The sequence below is a fragment of the Clostridium hydrogenum genome (assembly GCF_021432385.1).
Taxonomy (GTDB): domain Bacteria; phylum Bacillota; class Clostridia; order Clostridiales; family Clostridiaceae; genus Clostridium_S; species Clostridium_S hydrogenum.
Genome location: NZ_JAEACT010000002.1, coordinates 2,385,579 through 2,402,500 on the forward strand (window position 1 = coordinate 2,385,579; position 16,922 = coordinate 2,402,500).

20 protein-coding genes, 1 tRNA gene, 2 rRNA genes, 1 pseudogene and 1 riboswitch (1 of these 25 only partly in view) are annotated in these 16,922 nt (G+C 32.6%); of the genes and pseudogenes, 2 read left to right on the forward strand and 22 right to left on the reverse strand.

Features of this window, described 5'->3' with window-relative positions:
* Positions 1-16: 16 nt before the first annotated feature.
* The 17 genes and pseudogenes from CUEA01_RS10805 to CUEA01_RS10885 all read right to left on the reverse strand — a co-directional run bounded on the left by CUEA01_RS10805 (position 17) and on the right by CUEA01_RS10885 (position 8,487).
* On the reverse strand, positions 17-538 hold the full coding sequence (locus CUEA01_RS10805) for a cysteine hydrolase family protein (protein ID WP_234121646.1): 522 nt from the start codon (positions 536-538) through the stop codon (positions 17-19).
* Positions 539-550: 12 nt separating this feature from the next.
* Positions 551-1,372, reverse strand: coding sequence for a TIGR02452 family protein (locus tag CUEA01_RS10810; RefSeq protein ID WP_234121647.1), 822 nt, complete (start codon positions 1,370-1,372; stop codon positions 551-553).
* Between the two features lie 71 nt (positions 1,373-1,443).
* On the reverse strand, positions 1,444-1,986 hold the full coding sequence (locus CUEA01_RS10815; protein WP_234121648.1) for a GNAT family N-acetyltransferase: 543 nt from the start codon (positions 1,984-1,986) through the stop codon (positions 1,444-1,446).
* A gap of 27 nt (positions 1,987-2,013) precedes the next feature.
* Positions 2,014-2,493 carry a GNAT family N-acetyltransferase gene (locus CUEA01_RS10820; protein ID WP_234121649.1) on the reverse strand — a complete coding sequence of 160 codons (480 nt, stop codon included), beginning with the start codon at positions 2,491-2,493 and terminating at the stop codon, positions 2,014-2,016.
* A 449-nt stretch (positions 2,494-2,942) separates the two neighbouring features.
* Positions 2,943-3,197 carry a CPCC family cysteine-rich protein gene (locus tag CUEA01_RS10825; protein WP_234121650.1) on the reverse strand — a complete coding sequence of 85 codons (255 nt, stop codon included), beginning with the start codon at positions 3,195-3,197 and terminating at the stop codon, positions 2,943-2,945.
* A 185-nt stretch (positions 3,198-3,382) separates the two neighbouring features.
* The gene (locus tag CUEA01_RS10830; RefSeq protein WP_234121651.1) at positions 3,383-3,643 is read right to left on the reverse strand and encodes a TfoX/Sxy family protein; all 261 of its coding nucleotides are present in this window, start codon (positions 3,641-3,643) and stop codon (positions 3,383-3,385) included.
* Between the two features lie 50 nt (positions 3,644-3,693).
* Positions 3,694-3,882, reverse strand: coding sequence for a hypothetical protein (locus CUEA01_RS10835; protein WP_234121652.1), 189 nt, complete (start codon positions 3,880-3,882; stop codon positions 3,694-3,696).
* Between the two features lie 31 nt (positions 3,883-3,913).
* Complete coding sequence (locus tag CUEA01_RS10840) at positions 3,914-4,075, reverse strand: hypothetical protein (protein WP_234121653.1); 162 nt, start codon at positions 4,073-4,075, stop codon at positions 3,914-3,916.
* Positions 4,076-4,295: 220 nt separating this feature from the next.
* Positions 4,296-4,706: an SRPBCC family protein gene (locus CUEA01_RS10845; RefSeq protein WP_234121654.1), complete on the reverse strand. Its 411-nt coding sequence runs from the start codon at positions 4,704-4,706 to the stop codon at positions 4,296-4,298.
* A gap of 156 nt (positions 4,707-4,862) precedes the next feature.
* Positions 4,863-4,973 (reverse strand): aminoglycoside 6-adenylyltransferase, encoded by a 111-nt coding sequence (locus CUEA01_RS10850; protein WP_234121655.1) that lies wholly within the window; start codon positions 4,971-4,973, stop codon positions 4,863-4,865.
* Positions 4,974-5,037: 64 nt separating this feature from the next.
* Positions 5,038-5,142, reverse strand: a complete 105-nt coding sequence (locus CUEA01_RS10855; RefSeq protein WP_234121656.1) for an aminoglycoside 6-adenylyltransferase — start codon at positions 5,140-5,142, stop codon at positions 5,038-5,040.
* A 119-nt stretch (positions 5,143-5,261) separates the two neighbouring features.
* Positions 5,262-5,486: pseudogene (locus CUEA01_RS10860) on the reverse strand (GGGtGRT protein); the annotation flags it as partial.
* Positions 5,486-5,875, reverse strand: coding sequence for a retropepsin-like aspartic protease (locus CUEA01_RS10865; protein ID WP_234121657.1), 390 nt, complete (start codon positions 5,873-5,875; stop codon positions 5,486-5,488). The gene CUEA01_RS10865 and the pseudogene CUEA01_RS10860, both read right to left, overlap by 1 nt.
* Positions 5,868-6,128, reverse strand: coding sequence for a hypothetical protein (locus CUEA01_RS10870; RefSeq protein ID WP_234121658.1), 261 nt, complete (start codon positions 6,126-6,128; stop codon positions 5,868-5,870). The genes CUEA01_RS10865 and CUEA01_RS10870 overlap by 8 nt, the downstream gene beginning before the upstream one ends.
* A gap of 261 nt (positions 6,129-6,389) precedes the next feature.
* Positions 6,390-7,391 carry a GGGtGRT protein gene (locus CUEA01_RS10875; protein WP_234121659.1) on the reverse strand — a complete coding sequence of 334 codons (1,002 nt, stop codon included), beginning with the start codon at positions 7,389-7,391 and terminating at the stop codon, positions 6,390-6,392.
* 21 nt (positions 7,392-7,412) lie between these two features.
* Complete coding sequence (locus tag CUEA01_RS10880; protein WP_234121660.1) at positions 7,413-8,105, reverse strand: iron-sulfur cluster assembly scaffold protein; 693 nt, start codon at positions 8,103-8,105, stop codon at positions 7,413-7,415.
* 190 nt (positions 8,106-8,295) lie between these two features.
* Positions 8,296-8,487, reverse strand: a complete 192-nt coding sequence (locus tag CUEA01_RS10885) for a class I SAM-dependent methyltransferase (RefSeq protein ID WP_234121661.1) — start codon at positions 8,485-8,487, stop codon at positions 8,296-8,298.
* 152 nt (positions 8,488-8,639) lie between these two features.
* Positions 8,640-8,724, forward strand: a riboswitch (glycine riboswitch).
* 187 nt (positions 8,725-8,911) lie between these two features.
* Here CUEA01_RS10885 and CUEA01_RS10890 point away from each other — a divergent pair.
* Positions 8,912-9,541: a trimeric intracellular cation channel family protein gene (locus tag CUEA01_RS10890; protein ID WP_234121662.1), complete on the forward strand. Its 630-nt coding sequence runs from the start codon at positions 8,912-8,914 to the stop codon at positions 9,539-9,541.
* A gap of 228 nt (positions 9,542-9,769) precedes the next feature.
* Here the strand turns inward: CUEA01_RS10890 and CUEA01_RS10895 are convergent, their stop codons facing one another.
* Together CUEA01_RS10895 and CUEA01_RS10900 are read right to left on the reverse strand one after the other, a co-directional pair.
* Positions 9,770-11,038 (reverse strand): radical SAM/SPASM domain-containing protein, encoded by a 1,269-nt coding sequence (locus tag CUEA01_RS10895; protein WP_234121663.1) that lies wholly within the window; start codon positions 11,036-11,038, stop codon positions 9,770-9,772.
* A gap of 807 nt (positions 11,039-11,845) precedes the next feature.
* Complete coding sequence (locus tag CUEA01_RS10900; protein WP_456237147.1) at positions 11,846-13,219, reverse strand: ISNCY family transposase; 1,374 nt, start codon at positions 13,217-13,219, stop codon at positions 11,846-11,848.
* A 251-nt stretch (positions 13,220-13,470) separates the two neighbouring features.
* Here CUEA01_RS10900 and CUEA01_RS10905 point away from each other — a divergent pair.
* Positions 13,471-13,557: transfer RNA gene (locus CUEA01_RS10905), tRNA-Leu, on the forward strand.
* 130 nt (positions 13,558-13,687) lie between these two features.
* Here the strand turns inward: CUEA01_RS10905 and CUEA01_RS10910 are convergent.
* From CUEA01_RS10910 to CUEA01_RS10920, 3 genes are all read right to left on the reverse strand, one after another.
* Positions 13,688-14,635 carry a DUF1848 domain-containing protein gene (locus CUEA01_RS10910; protein ID WP_234121665.1) on the reverse strand — a complete coding sequence of 316 codons (948 nt, stop codon included), beginning with the start codon at positions 14,633-14,635 and terminating at the stop codon, positions 13,688-13,690.
* A 218-nt stretch (positions 14,636-14,853) separates the two neighbouring features.
* Positions 14,854-14,970, reverse strand: a 5S ribosomal RNA gene (gene rrf / locus CUEA01_RS10915).
* Positions 14,971-15,047: 77 nt separating this feature from the next.
* Positions 15,048-16,922: ribosomal RNA gene (locus CUEA01_RS10920) — 23S ribosomal RNA — on the reverse strand (it continues 1,032 nt past the right edge of the window).

The following is a 16,922-nucleotide window of genomic DNA, read 5'->3' on the forward strand; positions in this document are numbered from 1 at the left end:
AAAATACACTCCTTTACTATTTCATTCTTTTAATTACTTCATCTAATGAAATACATTTTGCATATCTTCCATTCCACATAAATTCATTATGATACTTATAACTTTGCTCTGAGGACATAAATTTATTATCAACTGTTGTATTTGCATGTGCTGGAACTATAACATTAAAGCCATGTTCAAAGCCGCATTTTATAGTAGCATCGATGCAATAATCCGTTTGCAGCCCTACAATGATTATATTTTTTTCTCCCTTATCCCTTAGATACTCTAATAAACCTGTTCCTTTAAAAGCGCTGTTAACATTTTTATCAAATATTTTTTCATTCTCCATAGGCTGAAACTCTTCATATATTTCAAAACCATCAGTTCCTTTTGTCAATTCAGTTCCTTCTCCATCATCATGGCGTACATATATTACTTCAATATTGTTTTCTCTAGCTTCATGTATTATCCTTTTAACATTAGAAATAAATTTATCAAATTCATATAATTTTTGATTTACTATTAATTTTTGTGTATCAATTACTAATAAAACCATTTTAATCACTCCTTATAGATTGTTTAGCTCTTTACGAAAAATATCTATCATTGTCATATTCCTATCATATATGGCAAAAACAATTTTTATATCACTAATACTCTTCATATTTTCTTTTAGCTTTAATGCAAACATATGTGAAATATCTTTAGGATTATTTCCAAACACCCCGCAGCCAAAAGCGCCTAGTACAATAGCACTTGGATTTTTGTTTAAAGCTAACTTTAATATATTACTAATCCTTATGTTCATAGTTTCTTTTATAATACTTTCACTAATTTTCCTTCCTCTTGCAACATTAGCATTTACCGCAGGAGAGGTTATAAATGAACAAAGAACAGGTTTATTTAGAAATTTGCCGCTGTCATCCCTAAAGATTGGCACATCAGGTGAGTAAATTATTTTATCTGAGTATAATGGACTACCTTGCTTTCTATGAAATTCATAAAACTCTGAACATTTTATAAGACATGGATATAAACTAGAAGCTCTTGCAATGCTTTCTTCCTGTGCATTAGCACCAGTTTCAAAGCCTCCGCCTGGGTTCCTCGCAGAAGCAAAATTAAGAGCAACTATATTTCCACTAATTCCACTGTTTCTTAACTCTATTATTGTATTAATAGTAGAATTATTAACTATAGCTGGCTTTGATTTATTAAAAGAAGCATTTGAAGTTTTACTATAATCTCTAAACTCGCTAATTAGTTCTGTACCATCCACAGCCTTATTTACTAGGTCTCTTATATCTACTCTCTCCTTAAGGTCATTAATATAATATCCATCATTAATTACATTTAAAGTCTCGCCCGCAATATTTTTAAAATACTCCCTCAATTATATTCACCTCACAATTACATAGCAATAAAAAAATAAGTTTTAGATTTTTCTACGCTCGCGGAGAAAAGTCATCCTTCATTGTACTCTGTACTCTGTACTCCGTACTCTGAATTAAATTTCCACCAAAAACATTCATCATCTTCTTTATAAAATACCATGCCAATTTTCTGTAATAGCTTTTGAGATATTATATTATCTTTTAAAGTATCAGCAATAACATACCTAACATCGTCATTCAAAAAAGCCCAATTACAAATTTCTTTTACTGCTTCGGACATATATCCCCTGCCTCTATATTTTTCTTGCATATAATATCCTATTATAACTTCTCCATTTTCATTAGGATACCCCTTTAGCATTATGTGACCAACAATTCTATTTTCTGATTTTAAAATTATAATCCAGGTTGTATACCACATATAATTTATAGGATTATTTTTCACACCTTTTAACCTTATTTTAAAAACATCTTTTTCTCTAGTTCCAATGTTTTTTTCTGTAATAGTTAACCCTAAGTTTTTCTCCATTTTATTAAAGTCATTTATTGAAAGTTCAAGATTATATTCATCTAAAGGTAAAATACTTAATCTCCCCGTATTAATTTTTAACATATGTATACTTACCTCCACTTTATAATTCTACACTTCTAGTTTATATCTTAAAAGTACTTCTGTAGTACCCTCCTCAAATTTACTAATACCAGCCCATTTAAATCCATGTTTTTTATAAAATTTTCTAGCATTATAGTTTTTTTCTAATACCCACAAAAATATTTTTATAGTACCTTCATCTTTTGCATGTTCAATGCAATTTTTAATTAAAATATTTCCTATACCTTGTCCTTGAAAAAAGGTATCAATATAAAGTTCAAAAATTTCAGCATCTTTGCTACCTATCTTTCCCCATCTAATAAGTCCCTTCACAATTCCATCATCATATACATACAAATTATCTAATTTAGATTCTTTATCTCGAAAATCTAAAGCTAAATCTAAAACCTGCATTTCATTAAATGAAACATTATCATTATTAAATATTTTTCTATATGCAGTCCTTTTTGCAAATATTAAAATTTCTGCAAGCCGCGATGCATCTTTTGTTACTGCTTTTCTTATCATATTATGCAACTCCGGTAACTAAATTATTTTTCAAACACATATTATTTATTGGCTATGTTTTAAATAAACAAAGCTCAATGACATAGAAATCAAGCCTATGGCCTTAGCAAACAAATCATCTTACTATAAATTATACCATAAATCCATTTTTATTCTGACAATCCTTGTCTTTTTTATCAAAATCAAATTTAATTTTATCATCATATTTGGGGTGAATTTCCTTACAAAAACATAAAAAATAAAGAGCTAATACCCTACAGCTCTTTATCAGCTATTTCTTCTACTGCACTATTAATATTTATACTTCTTGATCTCTCTCTTGATTCACAATCAAATTCATCATTAGGTTCATATGGTAATAACCCATACTGATTTAATTCATCAATTGCTTTTTTAACAATTATTTATTGTATCTTAAGGTTACACAATAAACTATGCCGATTATTATATTACCAATCAAGTCCTTTTAGTTCCTCTGGTTTAGGTTCTCTTACATGTATAATCATTTCCCGTTCACATGCCCCAAATTTCAAAAAATTCTCCTGAGCCTTAGTTAAGCCGACATGATTTGCACCCCCATCATATGTTGGATTTTTCAATTGGATTGGATCATCCTCCCAAAAGCATACTTCACAGATATCATAGTTTCCATCAGGCCTTTCATCAAAAGTATAATAACCACAACATGGACATTTATATTTCATATGTAACCTCCTTTAAATTATAATGCAAATTTCCTTAATGATTCTAAAAACATTAAATTCTTTCTATACAATATATTTAATAAAACCATGCTATTATAAAATTTTTCTTTCATTTCTCTGCATTCCCTCGATAATTAATTTCCATATACTTTCTCTCTACTTCATAATAAATACCTTTAAACTTTTTATTTTCCTTTATGCCAATTATAAAAATCTTTTAGCTCTGCTTTACGTTCCTGTGGTAATGCTGTTTTCTTAACACCACGAATCGCACCTTCCAATGCTAACAATCTATGAATACACGCAGAAGCATCAATTTCTTGTATTTTTAGCCACGCCTGTTCAGTGCCAATATCTTTTAATTCATTATAAGTAAATATACCTACTTTATTCAACTGACTTTCAACTTCTTTTCCTATATTAGGTAGTTTTGATAACTCTCCCATAATAAAACCTACTTTCAAATTGTAATTTTGTACTATGCTCATAATCTAATCTATAATTCCAAATCCTTAACAAAAATATTAAAAGAAGAACTGCCATCAAGTATATTACCATACGTATCAATCCAACATGGTATGTACCCACTACGATTAGCAACCATCTGAGAACCAAGATTAGTTACTGAAGCAGAGTAAAAAGGCACAGCCCCTTGCTTAATAATATCTGCTGTTAAATTAGACACTATTTTTGTTCCAAGAGCACTTTTGCGATATTCAGGCTTCACATTTATTAAATGCCATAATTTTAATATATGGTGATTTACTTAAACTATTTATAGTAAAAGTAGTATTATCTTCTTCTAATACTGATAAACTGCAAAAAAACTGTTTTGATAAATATTCCTTAATTTGACTATCTATAAATGCTTTTTCCATAAAACATAACCTCCGAAAATAAAAGCAATCAATTTTAGCTTTTAAGTACACTTCCAACTTACTTTATTTTACCACAATAATGTATTTTTAAGTCAAAAAAATCCAAGCATTAAGCGCCTTAATTCCTAATGCTTGAATCCTAATTTTGCTAATCTTATTATCATAAACTGTTATTTCCCAAATTCTGTATTGCTATTTTAAAAAAACTTAATCATCCAATCTAATTTTTTTCTATATATTTTTTAAAATTATCAAGAATAGCTTGCCAGCCGTCTTTTTGCATCTTAATCGGATTACTTTCTTCTGCCTCAAAGCTTTCAACTACTTTTGTCATCTCTCTATCCCTAATGAATTCAATTTTAACTTTTCTTCCATCTCCTAACGTATAAGCTATAAATTTATTTTTAATTATTTCATCGTATGTACCACCAAAGTCAAATCCCATACTTCCATCTTTTGCTTCCATTCTTGAAATAAATTTTCCGCCAACTTCTAAATCATTTTTTGCAAATGGAACATGCCAACTATCACTGGCCATACTCCAATTTACAATATGCTTTGGATCATTCCAATACTCCCAAACCTTCTCTATGCTTTGATTTATATCCGCTTTTATAGTTATCACTTCCACTCTATCAACTCCTTACTATATATAAATTTTTCTCATATACTAAATATACTAATTTCGGTTAATAATTTCAATGTTCTTTGTTTTATGACAATTATTCTTTGTTTATCTATTTTATAGTGTACCCTGTTAAAATATATACTATTCGTCAAGTTATAGCTATGCCAAATACAAAATATAGCTCTTTCCCGTAGAAACCGAAAATTTATAATCAATTCCAATTTTCCAATTTAGCATTTTTAAAAACATATCCATTTCATAACGTTCCATAAAAGACTTAATATACATTAGTTCTTCCCTACATAATCAGTTTCTCACCAAAACGGTCTACCCACTACTTATTGCTTGTAAATGACTGAATATCTTCTACAATATATACAATATCAAAATCATAATACTTATCATGTGTTGCATTTTGATCTACTCTTGAACCAGACAAATATACTGCACCCTACATCTATTAACTCAAGTTCGCTTACACCTATTTATAAAATAAAAAAAGCCGAAAACAATTAAGATGTTATTCTCCATTATTCTCAACTTTCTATTTAGAATAATTTTATTCATAGCCTCTTCAACAGCAACTACTACTGCAACTGAAGCCCCAACCATTGGGTTGTTACCCATTCCTATAAGACCCATCATTTCAACGTGAGCTGGAACTGATGATGATCCTGCGAATTGAGCATCTGAATGCATTCTTCCCATAGTATCAGTCATGCCGTATGAAGCAGGACCTGCTGCCATGTTATCTGGGTGAAGAATTCTTCCAGTACCACCACCTACCTATTACCCTTAATCACTTTCATTTCATCTAAATTAATTACCGCTCCTACTTTTTTCATAAAATCCATTCCTAATATTCCATTTATATCAAAGCCATAATCCATAACTCCTACTTCTATTTTAAAATTATTAAGCTTTAAATCATCTAAAGATATGGAATCCACATCTTTTTTATATACAAATTCCGAACCGCCTACACCTGATACTGATTCAATAACATCATTATCTTCTATTGTTATGCCTACTTCTTCAATGACATCCATTTTAAATACACTACCACCTGAACCTGTATCTAATAATACATTATTAATAGACATACATTTACCATTATAAGAAAGTTTAACAGTGCAAAAAGGGAGTCCATATTTCAAGTCAAGTTTAACCATTTTTTCGCACTCCAATCCAACTTCTTTCTTCTATAGTAAGCTTTTCATTTTTGGTATTATAAACATACATTTCTCTACTCTTATCCTTTTTATGTTTTTCAGCATATTCCTTAAGGGCTTCTTTTCCTTCATCATACACATTTATAACTGAAAGTTCTTCGACAATTCTTTTGCCACCCTCAGAACGAGATTCTATAGCTTCAAACAAAAGCCATTTATTAGGGTATACTCTTCTTGCCTCATTCCACTTCATACAAAAATCTCCTCCTTACTTTCATTTTTAGCTTATCACTTTTTCCTCATAATTATATATTTAATACAAAATAATAATCTTCTAACTCATTTTATTTTACCACAATCCTGTATTTTAAGTACGAAAAAATTCAAGCATTAAGAAACTTAATTCCTAATGCTTGAATCGAAGTTTTCTCATTGCTATAAAATAAAAAAAGCCGAAAACAATGAAGATGTTATTCTCCATTATTCTCAACTTTCTATTTAGAATAATTTTATCCTATTTATTCATAGCCTCTTCAACAGCAACTGCTACTGCAACTGAAGCTCCAACCATTGGGTTGTTACCCATTCCTATAAGACCCATCATTTCAACGTGAGCTGGAACTGATGATGATCCTGCGAATTGAGCATCTGAATGCATTCTTCCCATAGTATCAGTCATGCCGTATGAAGCAGGACCTGCTGCCATGTTATCTGGGTGAAGAGTTCTTCCAGTACCACCACCTGATGCAACTGAGAAGTATTTCTTTCCTTGTTCGATACATTCTTTTTTGTATGTTCCTGCAACTGGGTGCTGGAATCTTGTTGGATTTGTTGAGTTTCCAGTTATTGATACGTCAACGCCTTCACTGTGCATTATTGCAACACCTTCTCTAACGTCGTCTGCTCCATAACATCTAACTTTTGCTCTTGCTCCATCTGAGTAAGCAGTTTCTTTAACTATTTTAAGTTCTCCAGTATAATAGTCAAATTTAGTTTGAACATATGTGAAACCATTGATTCTTGAGATTATAAATGCAGCATCTTTTCCAAGACCGTTTAATATAACTCTTAATGGTTTTTTTCTTGCTTTGTTAGCTGAGTTAGCAAGTCCAATTGCACCTTCAGCAGCTGCAAATGATTCATGTCCAGCTAAGAATGCGAAACAATCAGTTTCTTCTCTTAAAAGCATTGCAGCAAGATTTCCGTGTCCAGTTCCAACTTTTCTGTCGTCTGCAACTGATCCAGGGATACAGAATGCTTGTAATCCTTCTCCGATAGCTTCAGCGGCATCAGCAGCTTTAGTACATCCTTTTTTAATAGCTATTGCAGCTCCAACTGTGTAAGCCCAACATGCATTTTCAAAACAAATTGGTTGAATGCCTTTAACTATATTATAAGCATCTACGCCTTTTTCATCACAAACAGCTTTAGCTTCTTCTATTGAATTTATACCGTATTTCTTTAATACTGGTAATATCTGATCTATTCTTCTTTCATAACTTTCAAATAATGCCATAACAATCTTCTCCTCCTATCCTTATTCATGTCTTGGATCGATAACTTTTGCAGCTTCAGTAAATCTTCCGTATGTTCCTGTAGCTTTTTCTATAGCTTCTGCAGGAGCGATTCCCTTTTTGATGAAATCCATCATTTTTCCAAAGCTTACAAATTCGTATCCGATAACTTCGTTGTTTTTGTCAAGAGCTATGTGTTTAACATATCCTTCTGCCATCTCAAGATATCTAGTTCCCTTAGCTTTAGTTCCGTACATAGTACCAACTTGGCTTCTAAGTCCTTTTCCTAAATCTTCAAGACCAGCTCCTATTGGAAGTCCACCTTCTGAGAATGCAGTTTGAGTTCTTCCGTAAACGATCTGTAAGAATAATTCTCTCATAGCTGTATTTATAGCGTCACATACAAGGTCAGTGTTTAATGCTTCAAGGATAGTTTTTCCTGGAAGAATTTCTGATGCCATAGCAGCTGAATGTGTCATTCCTGAGCATCCAATAGTTTCTACTAATGCTTCTTCAATAACACCATCTTTAACATTTAAAGTTAATTTGCAAGCACCTTGTTGTGGAGCACACCAACCAATTCCGTGTGTTAAACCTGATATATCTTTTATTTCTTTAGCTTGTACCCATTTTCCTTCTTCTGGTATTGGAGCTGGTCCATGATTTGGTCCTTTTGCTACGCATACCATTCTGTCAACTTCTGTTGAATAAATCATAAAAAAATCTCCTTCCTTATAATTGAATATGTAGCTTGTTAAAATAAACGCAATTAACAATAATATACTATTATCAATTTCATTTTTCTTCAACTCTTTTATTTTAGCAAATCTAATCCTTTCTAACAATAGATTTTTGTAAAATAATATTTAATTTATTCTTTCTATACATATTAATTCCGGTAGTTCATTAATCTGATTCATTAAAAAAAAGCTTAAATACATTGAATTTACTTTGATTGACTCCATTACAAAACTTTCGATGAACCTGTTTTTCCTTTTTTCCATTTTCGCGTCCATAATAAATATCAATTACAATAAGTTCATTTTCTTCAATAATGTTCATGTATTTTTTAACATTGTTAAAATTATAACCACTCATAATTCAACTTCTTAGCTTTTTTGTATTAGATTTGTTTAAAATTAATTAGGCATCTAAAAAAATTCTATAAAAAATCAAGCAATACTAGTGCTAAACTTATTGACATCCAATTACAACTAATATATAATATTTTTGAAAATTTAAAGTATCGAATGATGAATTTGGGAGAGACTGCAAGTAGCAGCGCCGAAGGTGAAGTCGCAACAAACTCTCAGGCAAAAAGACCGAATTCTGACGAAACTCTGGAAAGTCGTAAGACACCCAAGAAGCAATCTTTTACTATAAAATTAAAAAGTAAATCAGCTATTTACTAATTAAAATTATGTATTAAAGAGAATCTTTCAGGTAACATAACAGAGGCGAATTGATGTACAATTCGTCTCTTTTTTTGTCCAATATTTTAAATATAAGGAGTATTTTAACTATGCATAACATTGAATTTCTAGAATATGTAGGTATATTTGCATTTGCTGCATCTGGTGCCTTAGTCGCAATTGATGAAGATTTTGATTTATTCGGTATTCTTATATTAGCTACGGTTACAGCAATGGGTGGAGGAGTTCTCCGAGATGTTGTTACAAGATCTGGCATACCAGTGTTTTTTACAAATTATAAGGCTATTCCATTTATAATTTTAGGTGCAGCAATTCCAATTATATTTCGTGGTAGATTAAAACACAGTACCATATTTGTAGCTATAGATGCTGTTGGACTAGCTGCTTTTTTCGTGTCGGCTGCTATTAAAGGTATAGAAAGCGGTTATAATCTTATGTTATTGCTATTTGTTGCAAGTATAACTGGTGTTGGTGGTGGAATACTTAGAGATATAATTGCAGGTAGAAAACCTGAAGTCTTTAAAAGTGACATATATTGTATTGCAGGTATTATTGGCATATTTTTCCTTAAGCTTTTATATCCTATTTTAGGTTATAATTTTGCACAATACATATCGTTAACTATTATTTTTTCTGTGAGAATGATCTGTTACTTTAAAAAAGTTAATCTTCCAGTTATTCGTAAAATTAAAAGTACAGCCATATCAAAAGATGCTTAATACTATATATTTATAATTATCAAGACTTAAACTTGGACTTCCTTTCAAATACCAAGTTTATTAGGATTGCTCGTTTATAATTTGCGTAACTTTGGCTAGGACGGTCAAAGCCCTTTACACATCAGGACCATGCATCTAAATGAGTATTAAACTATAGACGAGCAATTTTTATAGTCCATTAATGTCATAAGCTCATATCAACATTCTTTTAAAACATAGCCTTTTATTTTAATTTTCCCAAATTACCCTATTAAGATAATCTCTCATTTGATTACATCTTTCTTCACAAATATCTTCATTATCATAATAGGATCTACTTACTCCTAAACATCTATCCATACAAAAATATCTAACCTTGCAATTTTTACAATGTTCTTTACTATCAACAGGAGTTTCTTTAAATATTTTTTCTATCAAATTTTTATAATTTTCAGATTGAACCATTTCTCTAAGCCCATCATTTAATACATTTCCAAATTTATAATCATCATATTCAAGAACAAGGCATGGATAAATATCTCCCTTTTCATTAATCATAAGTTTTCCAATTCCAGCTCTACAAAATATTTTACATTCAAGTTCTTCTTTTATATCTTCTATTTGTGACTCCAAGTTACTATCAACAATTAAATGATTCTTTACACCTATTTTTTCATAATTTTCATATCCTCTTCCAAAAGCAGAAAATTGCCTCACAGCTCCCGTTACATTAAGCTTTTTACAAAATTCATAGAATTCCTCTTTATGATTATTATTTTGGTATATGCAAGTCATAGTAAGTATTATAGTTTCTTTATCAAACCCAACTCCCTTTAAATTTGAAATAGCACTCAATACTTTTTTAAATGTTCCTTTTCCCCTTACAAATTCAGAAGATTTTTCATCCCAACCATCTACACTTATTGAAACAGCATTTACATATTTTCGCAATAACTTTGCCATATCCATATCTATAAAGGTTCCGTTTGTAAGTAACCTAACCTCTCCGTTAAAATTTTCTCCTATATATTTTAAAATAATATTTATATCTTTTCTTATTAAAGGTTCTCCACCAGTTAAATATAGATTATCTATGTTAAGTTCAAAAATCTTGTCTAAAATATGCTTCATTTCCTCTGTACTAAGTATATCTTTATTATGTATATCTGATGATGCGCCGCAATGTATGCAGCTAAGATTACATTTATTTGTCATCTTAAATTCCACATCTTTAATATCAATTTTAATATCATTTTTAGATTTTACTAGCATTTCCTCACTTAATAATGCATCAAACACCTCTTCTAGCTGCTTTCTTTCCTCTATGTTTCCAAAGCTTTTCATATACTCAATTAAGTCTATTCTATTATCAATACAGTATTTAACTTTATTAAACAAATCATTTTCAATTTCTCCCCATACTCCGCTATGTCCATTAATTATAATTACACTATTCGTATTTTTTAAAAACTTAGCGTATTTTGAAAACTCAATTTTGCTATCTTCAAGTTTTTCCATACAACAATCCCCTTTTAATAATTTTAATAAATTCTTTACTTGCACATTCCTCTGCAAACTACAACAAAGTATCAAAACCATAAATGTCTTAATACTTTGTTTTCACTTAGTCTTAAAATATAATTTTATTCAAAACATCCATTTCTGCCACCAAACCATATATATGGTTCTATTTTAGGTTGAACTTTTAACTTTTTTCCATATATTTTCATAGCTTGTACCCTACTTTCTAAATAATATAAATATGTTCTTAATGCTACAGACTATTACCAACACGCATCAGTACCATCATACCATACATATGGTATATAAGGTTTTGCTATAGGCTTTTTTGATTTTCCATATAATTTCATAATCATTCACCCCCTTCATATGTAAAAAATCTATACTACAAGCATAAATCTTCATTTCCTGCATACCATAAGTAAGCATAAATTGACTGAGGTCTTTTTTTTAATTTTCCATGCATTTTCATAATTTCACCTCCTATCTTTTGATAAATAAATAAATATTCAGTTTTATTTTTGAACATTTGTTAATAAATAACTTAAATATAATATAAATCTTTTTTTGTAATAAGTCAATATTTTTTTTTACTTTTTACAATTTTATCGAATAATTTTTTTATTAAAAATTATTCAATAATTTTCGAAATTTATACTGTCAAGCATTTTTGAAAATGTCCTAAAAAGTTTTAATTATTAGCACCAGTTTTTGCTGGTGCTTTATTAATGGTCTGACTCTATTTTAAGGTATGGCAAATAAACCTTAAAAATCTTCGATTTTTAAGAAAATAGATTTATAAATTTATGCTATGCTTTCCTTTTGCCTATGAGCTTGCTTACTACAATACTGTTCAAATGAAGCCTGCTTCCAAGGATGACTCATAGGTGGTATGTAGCGTTTCTTTGGAACTTTTGTAGTTTGTGCAAGATCAAAGTTCTTTGACGAGGGAACATGATCTGGAAGCAATTCAAGGGCATAAATTTTTTCGTTAACAGAAAATAATAATTCATTGTTAAACGCATTTATAACTAATCCGGAGGTTCCCTTATGATAATATACAGGGTGTCCATTAGTATCTACAGGAAGATAATATCTTTTATTGTATTTTACACAACTTCCGCTGTCTATTTTCCTACCAGCAAGCACAGCAAGAGTTAAATTGATTTTTTCAATATTGGGTTGCGTTTCAAACACAGATTTGATATTATCAACAGGTAAAGCAAATCGAGCATTGAATTTTTTTATGTAGGAGTTTAAAAATTCATTTGCTTGCTCAATTGTGCTTATACCAGATAAACGCAGTTCTATAGGGAGCCGCGATTGTAGAGTTTCAAACATGCGTTCCACACGTCCTTTTGCTTGTGGAACGCTACTGGTTTTTATTTCAATTCCTAATTGCTTACATGCGTAACCAAATTGAGTAAATGTGTCATCTTCTATTGAAGATGACTTTTTCATTTTGTATTCGAAAACAGTACGTTTATCAGTGTAAAACATATAAGGAATGCCATAAGTAGTTAATATCTGATAAAGCACATGATAATAGCCATTAAGGGTTTCTTGATTATCAAAATAAGCACCTACAATTGATCCAGTAGCATCATCCACAGCTATATGAAGCTGTGTTTTATTTTCACCAAACCAAAGATGAACAGAAGCATCCATTTGAAGCATTTCACCAAAATAAGCACATCTAGGACGTCTAGGATGAGCATCTTCTATATCAAGGATAGTATTTTGAATGGTAGTGGCTTCTTTTTTTGATTTAGTATCTTTTTGTAAGTCTCTAAGCTTGTTACACAAAGCTTTTTTAGAAGAACGCTTTGCCTTAGGGGATAGGATGAATTCCTGTAAAAGGATAGAACGTATAGTTGTTGCTGAGACTTTTATTTCTTCCCTTTCTTCTAAGAGCTCAGAAAAATGTGTTAGATTTGCATCTTCATATTTTGTTTTGTATAAATCTATAATATCTTTTTTTACTGAATCATCTATAGTATGAGATGGCTTTTTTCCACAATTGCCATGAACAAAAAAAGCTTTTCCTTTTTCTTTATACCCATTAATCATTCTGTTGATATGTCTAACAGTGCACCCTAACTCAATTGCTGCTCTCTGCTTGCTACCGTTACTATCTATTAACTTCTTAATAACTTTATATTTTAATTCTTCATTCATTTTTAAATACACCTTTCTCATTATGTCCTCCTCATTTCTAGCAATGAGGTTTATTATACTATAAATTTTATTTTTTGGGACATAATCAAATGTGGTACACTAAGACATTATCACTTTTCAATCATATTATTCAATAATTTTCGAAATTTATACTTTACAAATGCTTATTTACCTGTTATAATATTATTTGTCAATCAATACGTCGCAAAGTTTAACTAACATCAAAGTTAGTCGAACTAATTTGTAATTATGCCGAAGTGGTGGAATTGGCAGACGCAACGGACTCAAAATCCGTCGTTGGCGACAACGTGCGGGTTCAAGTCCCGCCTTCGGCACCAAGAGTTTTATAGAATAACTGTACTACTTAGTTTTAAAAGCTTTGTAGTGCAGTTATTTTTTTAGTTTGGTACTATAATGGGTACTACTAAAACAAATTATATACTTATCCAGAAGAGTATATAAACAAGCTTAAAATAAACTCATTTGTTCGTTATTTTCTTTTATACTCTTTATAGATTTCATTTTTCTAATACTTATTTTTTCATCACCATTTATATTTCCAACCAACATAGGTGAATTAGCGTCATGCTTTATGAAATTATCTTCAACTAATTGATTATTAAAATTTGCATAGCAATACAAACATTGATGTTTGCAAGTATTATACTGTCCAATGTCTACACTTTTTACACACCCACATACTTCCCTTTGTGTATCATCTTTTTTTACATCTACAGGTACACCGATTATTTTAGAAATCAACTCATCATCTATGCATTTTCCCTTTTTTATTCCGTATTTAGCTAAATCTACTTCTTCTGAGCAAGTTTCAATTTTTATATTATGCGTACCAGCAATATTTACGAGCCTACTTGCTATATCTTTCATATCACTTTTATCAATTGGATTTATATTTAGTTCTTTTGTATTTCTTTCTGTCTTTTTATATAAATCTAAAAAACTTATAATACATTTACCTGTGTATCCTTTAAGCTGCTTGCAAAACTTTTCAAACCACTCATAATGATATTCCTTGGTATAAAAGCTATTTATAAATATAGGATCATATCGCCATATTACTTTTTCTTTTCCTATCTTCCTCGAAAGTTCTTTGAAGGTTTTTATAATATCTTTCTTTGCCCTTGTTCCTTTTTCCACGTCATTTCTATAAGCTGTTATAGTAAATTGAAAATAGTATTCAAAAGTTTTTAATTCATTCAATCTTTCTAACATTGGTCCTGCATCCTTGGTCCAAAACACAAAGCAATCTACAGTTTTAGGTGTAAGTTCTATTTTGCTTATTTGTTTTGTATTAAATGGATTTACTACATATACAAAGCCTTCTTTAATTCTATTAAAAAACCACTCGCTGTAGAATGCTGGTATATCAGTTCTTCGACTTACACTAACAATCATTCCATTTAACCCCTTCCTTCATTTATACGGTTTAATATTATCTAATGGCTATCCATTAATAATATTATTTTCCATTGACCTTATTCTATATTACCATGTTAAGAATAGCATCATAAAATAATACACCCCCAAAGTTATTACAATATATCTTACGATTATATAATAACCTTAGGGGTGGAAAATATTTCGCTTTTAATTATATCACAAAAAATAAAATTACCCGGCAACGACCTACTCTCACACAGAGCTGCCCCTGCACTACCATTGGCGCGTTGGCTCTTAACCTTCGTGTTCGGAATGGGAACGGGTGTTACAACCAAGCAATTATCACCGGATATATTTTTATGATTGACTTCATCAGCCAATTTTTTTGAAAGTATTTTGTACTTTCAAAATTGCATAGTAATTTATATTGGTCAAGCCCTCGACCTATTAGTATTAGTCAGCTAAAAATGTTACCATCCTTACACCTCTAACCTATCAACCTGATGTTCTTTCAGGGGTCTTACTAACTTATGTTATGGGAAATCTTATCTTGAGGGGGGCTTCACGCTTAGATGCTTTCAGCGTTTATCCCTTCCCGACATAGCTACTCAGCCGTGCCGCTGGCGCGACAACTGATACACCAGAGGTCAGTCCATCCCGGTCCTCTCGTACTAAGGACAGCTCCTCTCAAATTTCCTACGCCCGCGACGGATAGGGACCGAACTGTCTCACGACGTTCTGAACCCAGCTCGCGTGCCGCTTTAATGGGCGAACAGCCCAACCCTTGGGACCTACTTCAGCCCCAGGATGCGACGAGCCGACATCGAGGTGCCAAACCTCCCCGTCGATGTGGACTCTTGGGGGAGATCAGCCTGTTATCCCCGAGGTAGCTTTTATCCGTTGAGCGATGACCCTCCCACGAGGTGTCACCGGATCACTAAGCCCGACTTTCGTCCCTGCTCCACTTGTTTGTGTCGCAGTCAGGCTCCCTTCTGCCTTTGCACTCTTCGCGCGATTTCCAACCGCGCTGAGGGAACCTTTGGGCGCCTCCGTTACTCTTTCGGAGGCGACCGCCCCAGTCAAACTGCCCATCTAGCTATGTCCCGTGGCCAGCTTCATGGCCTCCGGTTAGAATCTCAATACTGTCAGGGTGGTATCCCAAGGATGGCTCCATAGTCCCTGACGAAACTATTTCCTAGCCTCCCACCTATCCTGTACAGACAATATCGAAACTCAATGCTAAACTACAGTAAAGCTCTACGGGGTCTTTCCGTCCAATCGCGGGTAGCAAGCATCTTCACTTGCACTACAATTTCGCCGGATTTGCTGTTGAGACAGTGCCCAAATCATTACGCCATTCGTGCGGGTCGGAACTTACCCGACAAGGAATTTCGCTACCTTAGGACCGTTATAGTTACGGCCGCCGTTTACTGGGGCTTAAGTTCATGCCTTCGCTTGCGCTAAGCATTCCCCTTAACCTTCCAGCACCGGGCAGGCGTCAGCTCCTATACATCAGCTTTCGCTTTAGCAGAAACCTGTGTTTTTGATAAACAGTTGCTTGGGCCTATTCTCTGCGGCCTACTCTCGTAGGCACCCCTTATCCCGAAGTTACGGGGTCAATTTGCCGAGTTCCTTAACAGCAATTCTTCCGATGGTCTTAGGATTCTCTCCTCATCTACCTGTGTCGGTTTGCGGTACGGGCACCAAACTCCTCGATAGAGACTTTTCTTGGCAGCATGAAATCAGATACTTCGCAAATAAATTTGCTTCCCCGTAACACCCTAGACTTAAGAATACACGGATTTGCCTATGTATTCATCCTCAGTGCTTAGACACACATCCAATAGTGTGCACATCCTATCCTTCTGCGTCATCCCATTTCTGATAACGTTGTTTGGTGGTATCGGAATATCAACCGATTGTACATCGCCTACGCCTTTCGGCCTCGGCTTAGGTCCCGACTTACCCTGAGCGGACGAACCTTCCTCAGGAAACCTTAGATTTTCGACCACTAAGATTCTCACTTAGTTCTCGCTACTTATGCCAGCATACTCTCTCCTGTACAGTCCACCGCTCCTTTCGGTACGACTTCTGCCCATACAGGATGCTCCTCTACCACTCGTACATAGTACGAGTCCACAGCTTCGGTGTTAGATTTTAGCCCCGGACATTTTCGGCGCAGGATCTCTTGACTAGTGAGCTATTACGCACTCTTTTAATGTATGGCTGCTTCTGAGCCAACATCCTAGTTGTCTTAGAAATCCCACATCCTTTACCACTTAATCTACACTTGGGGACCTTA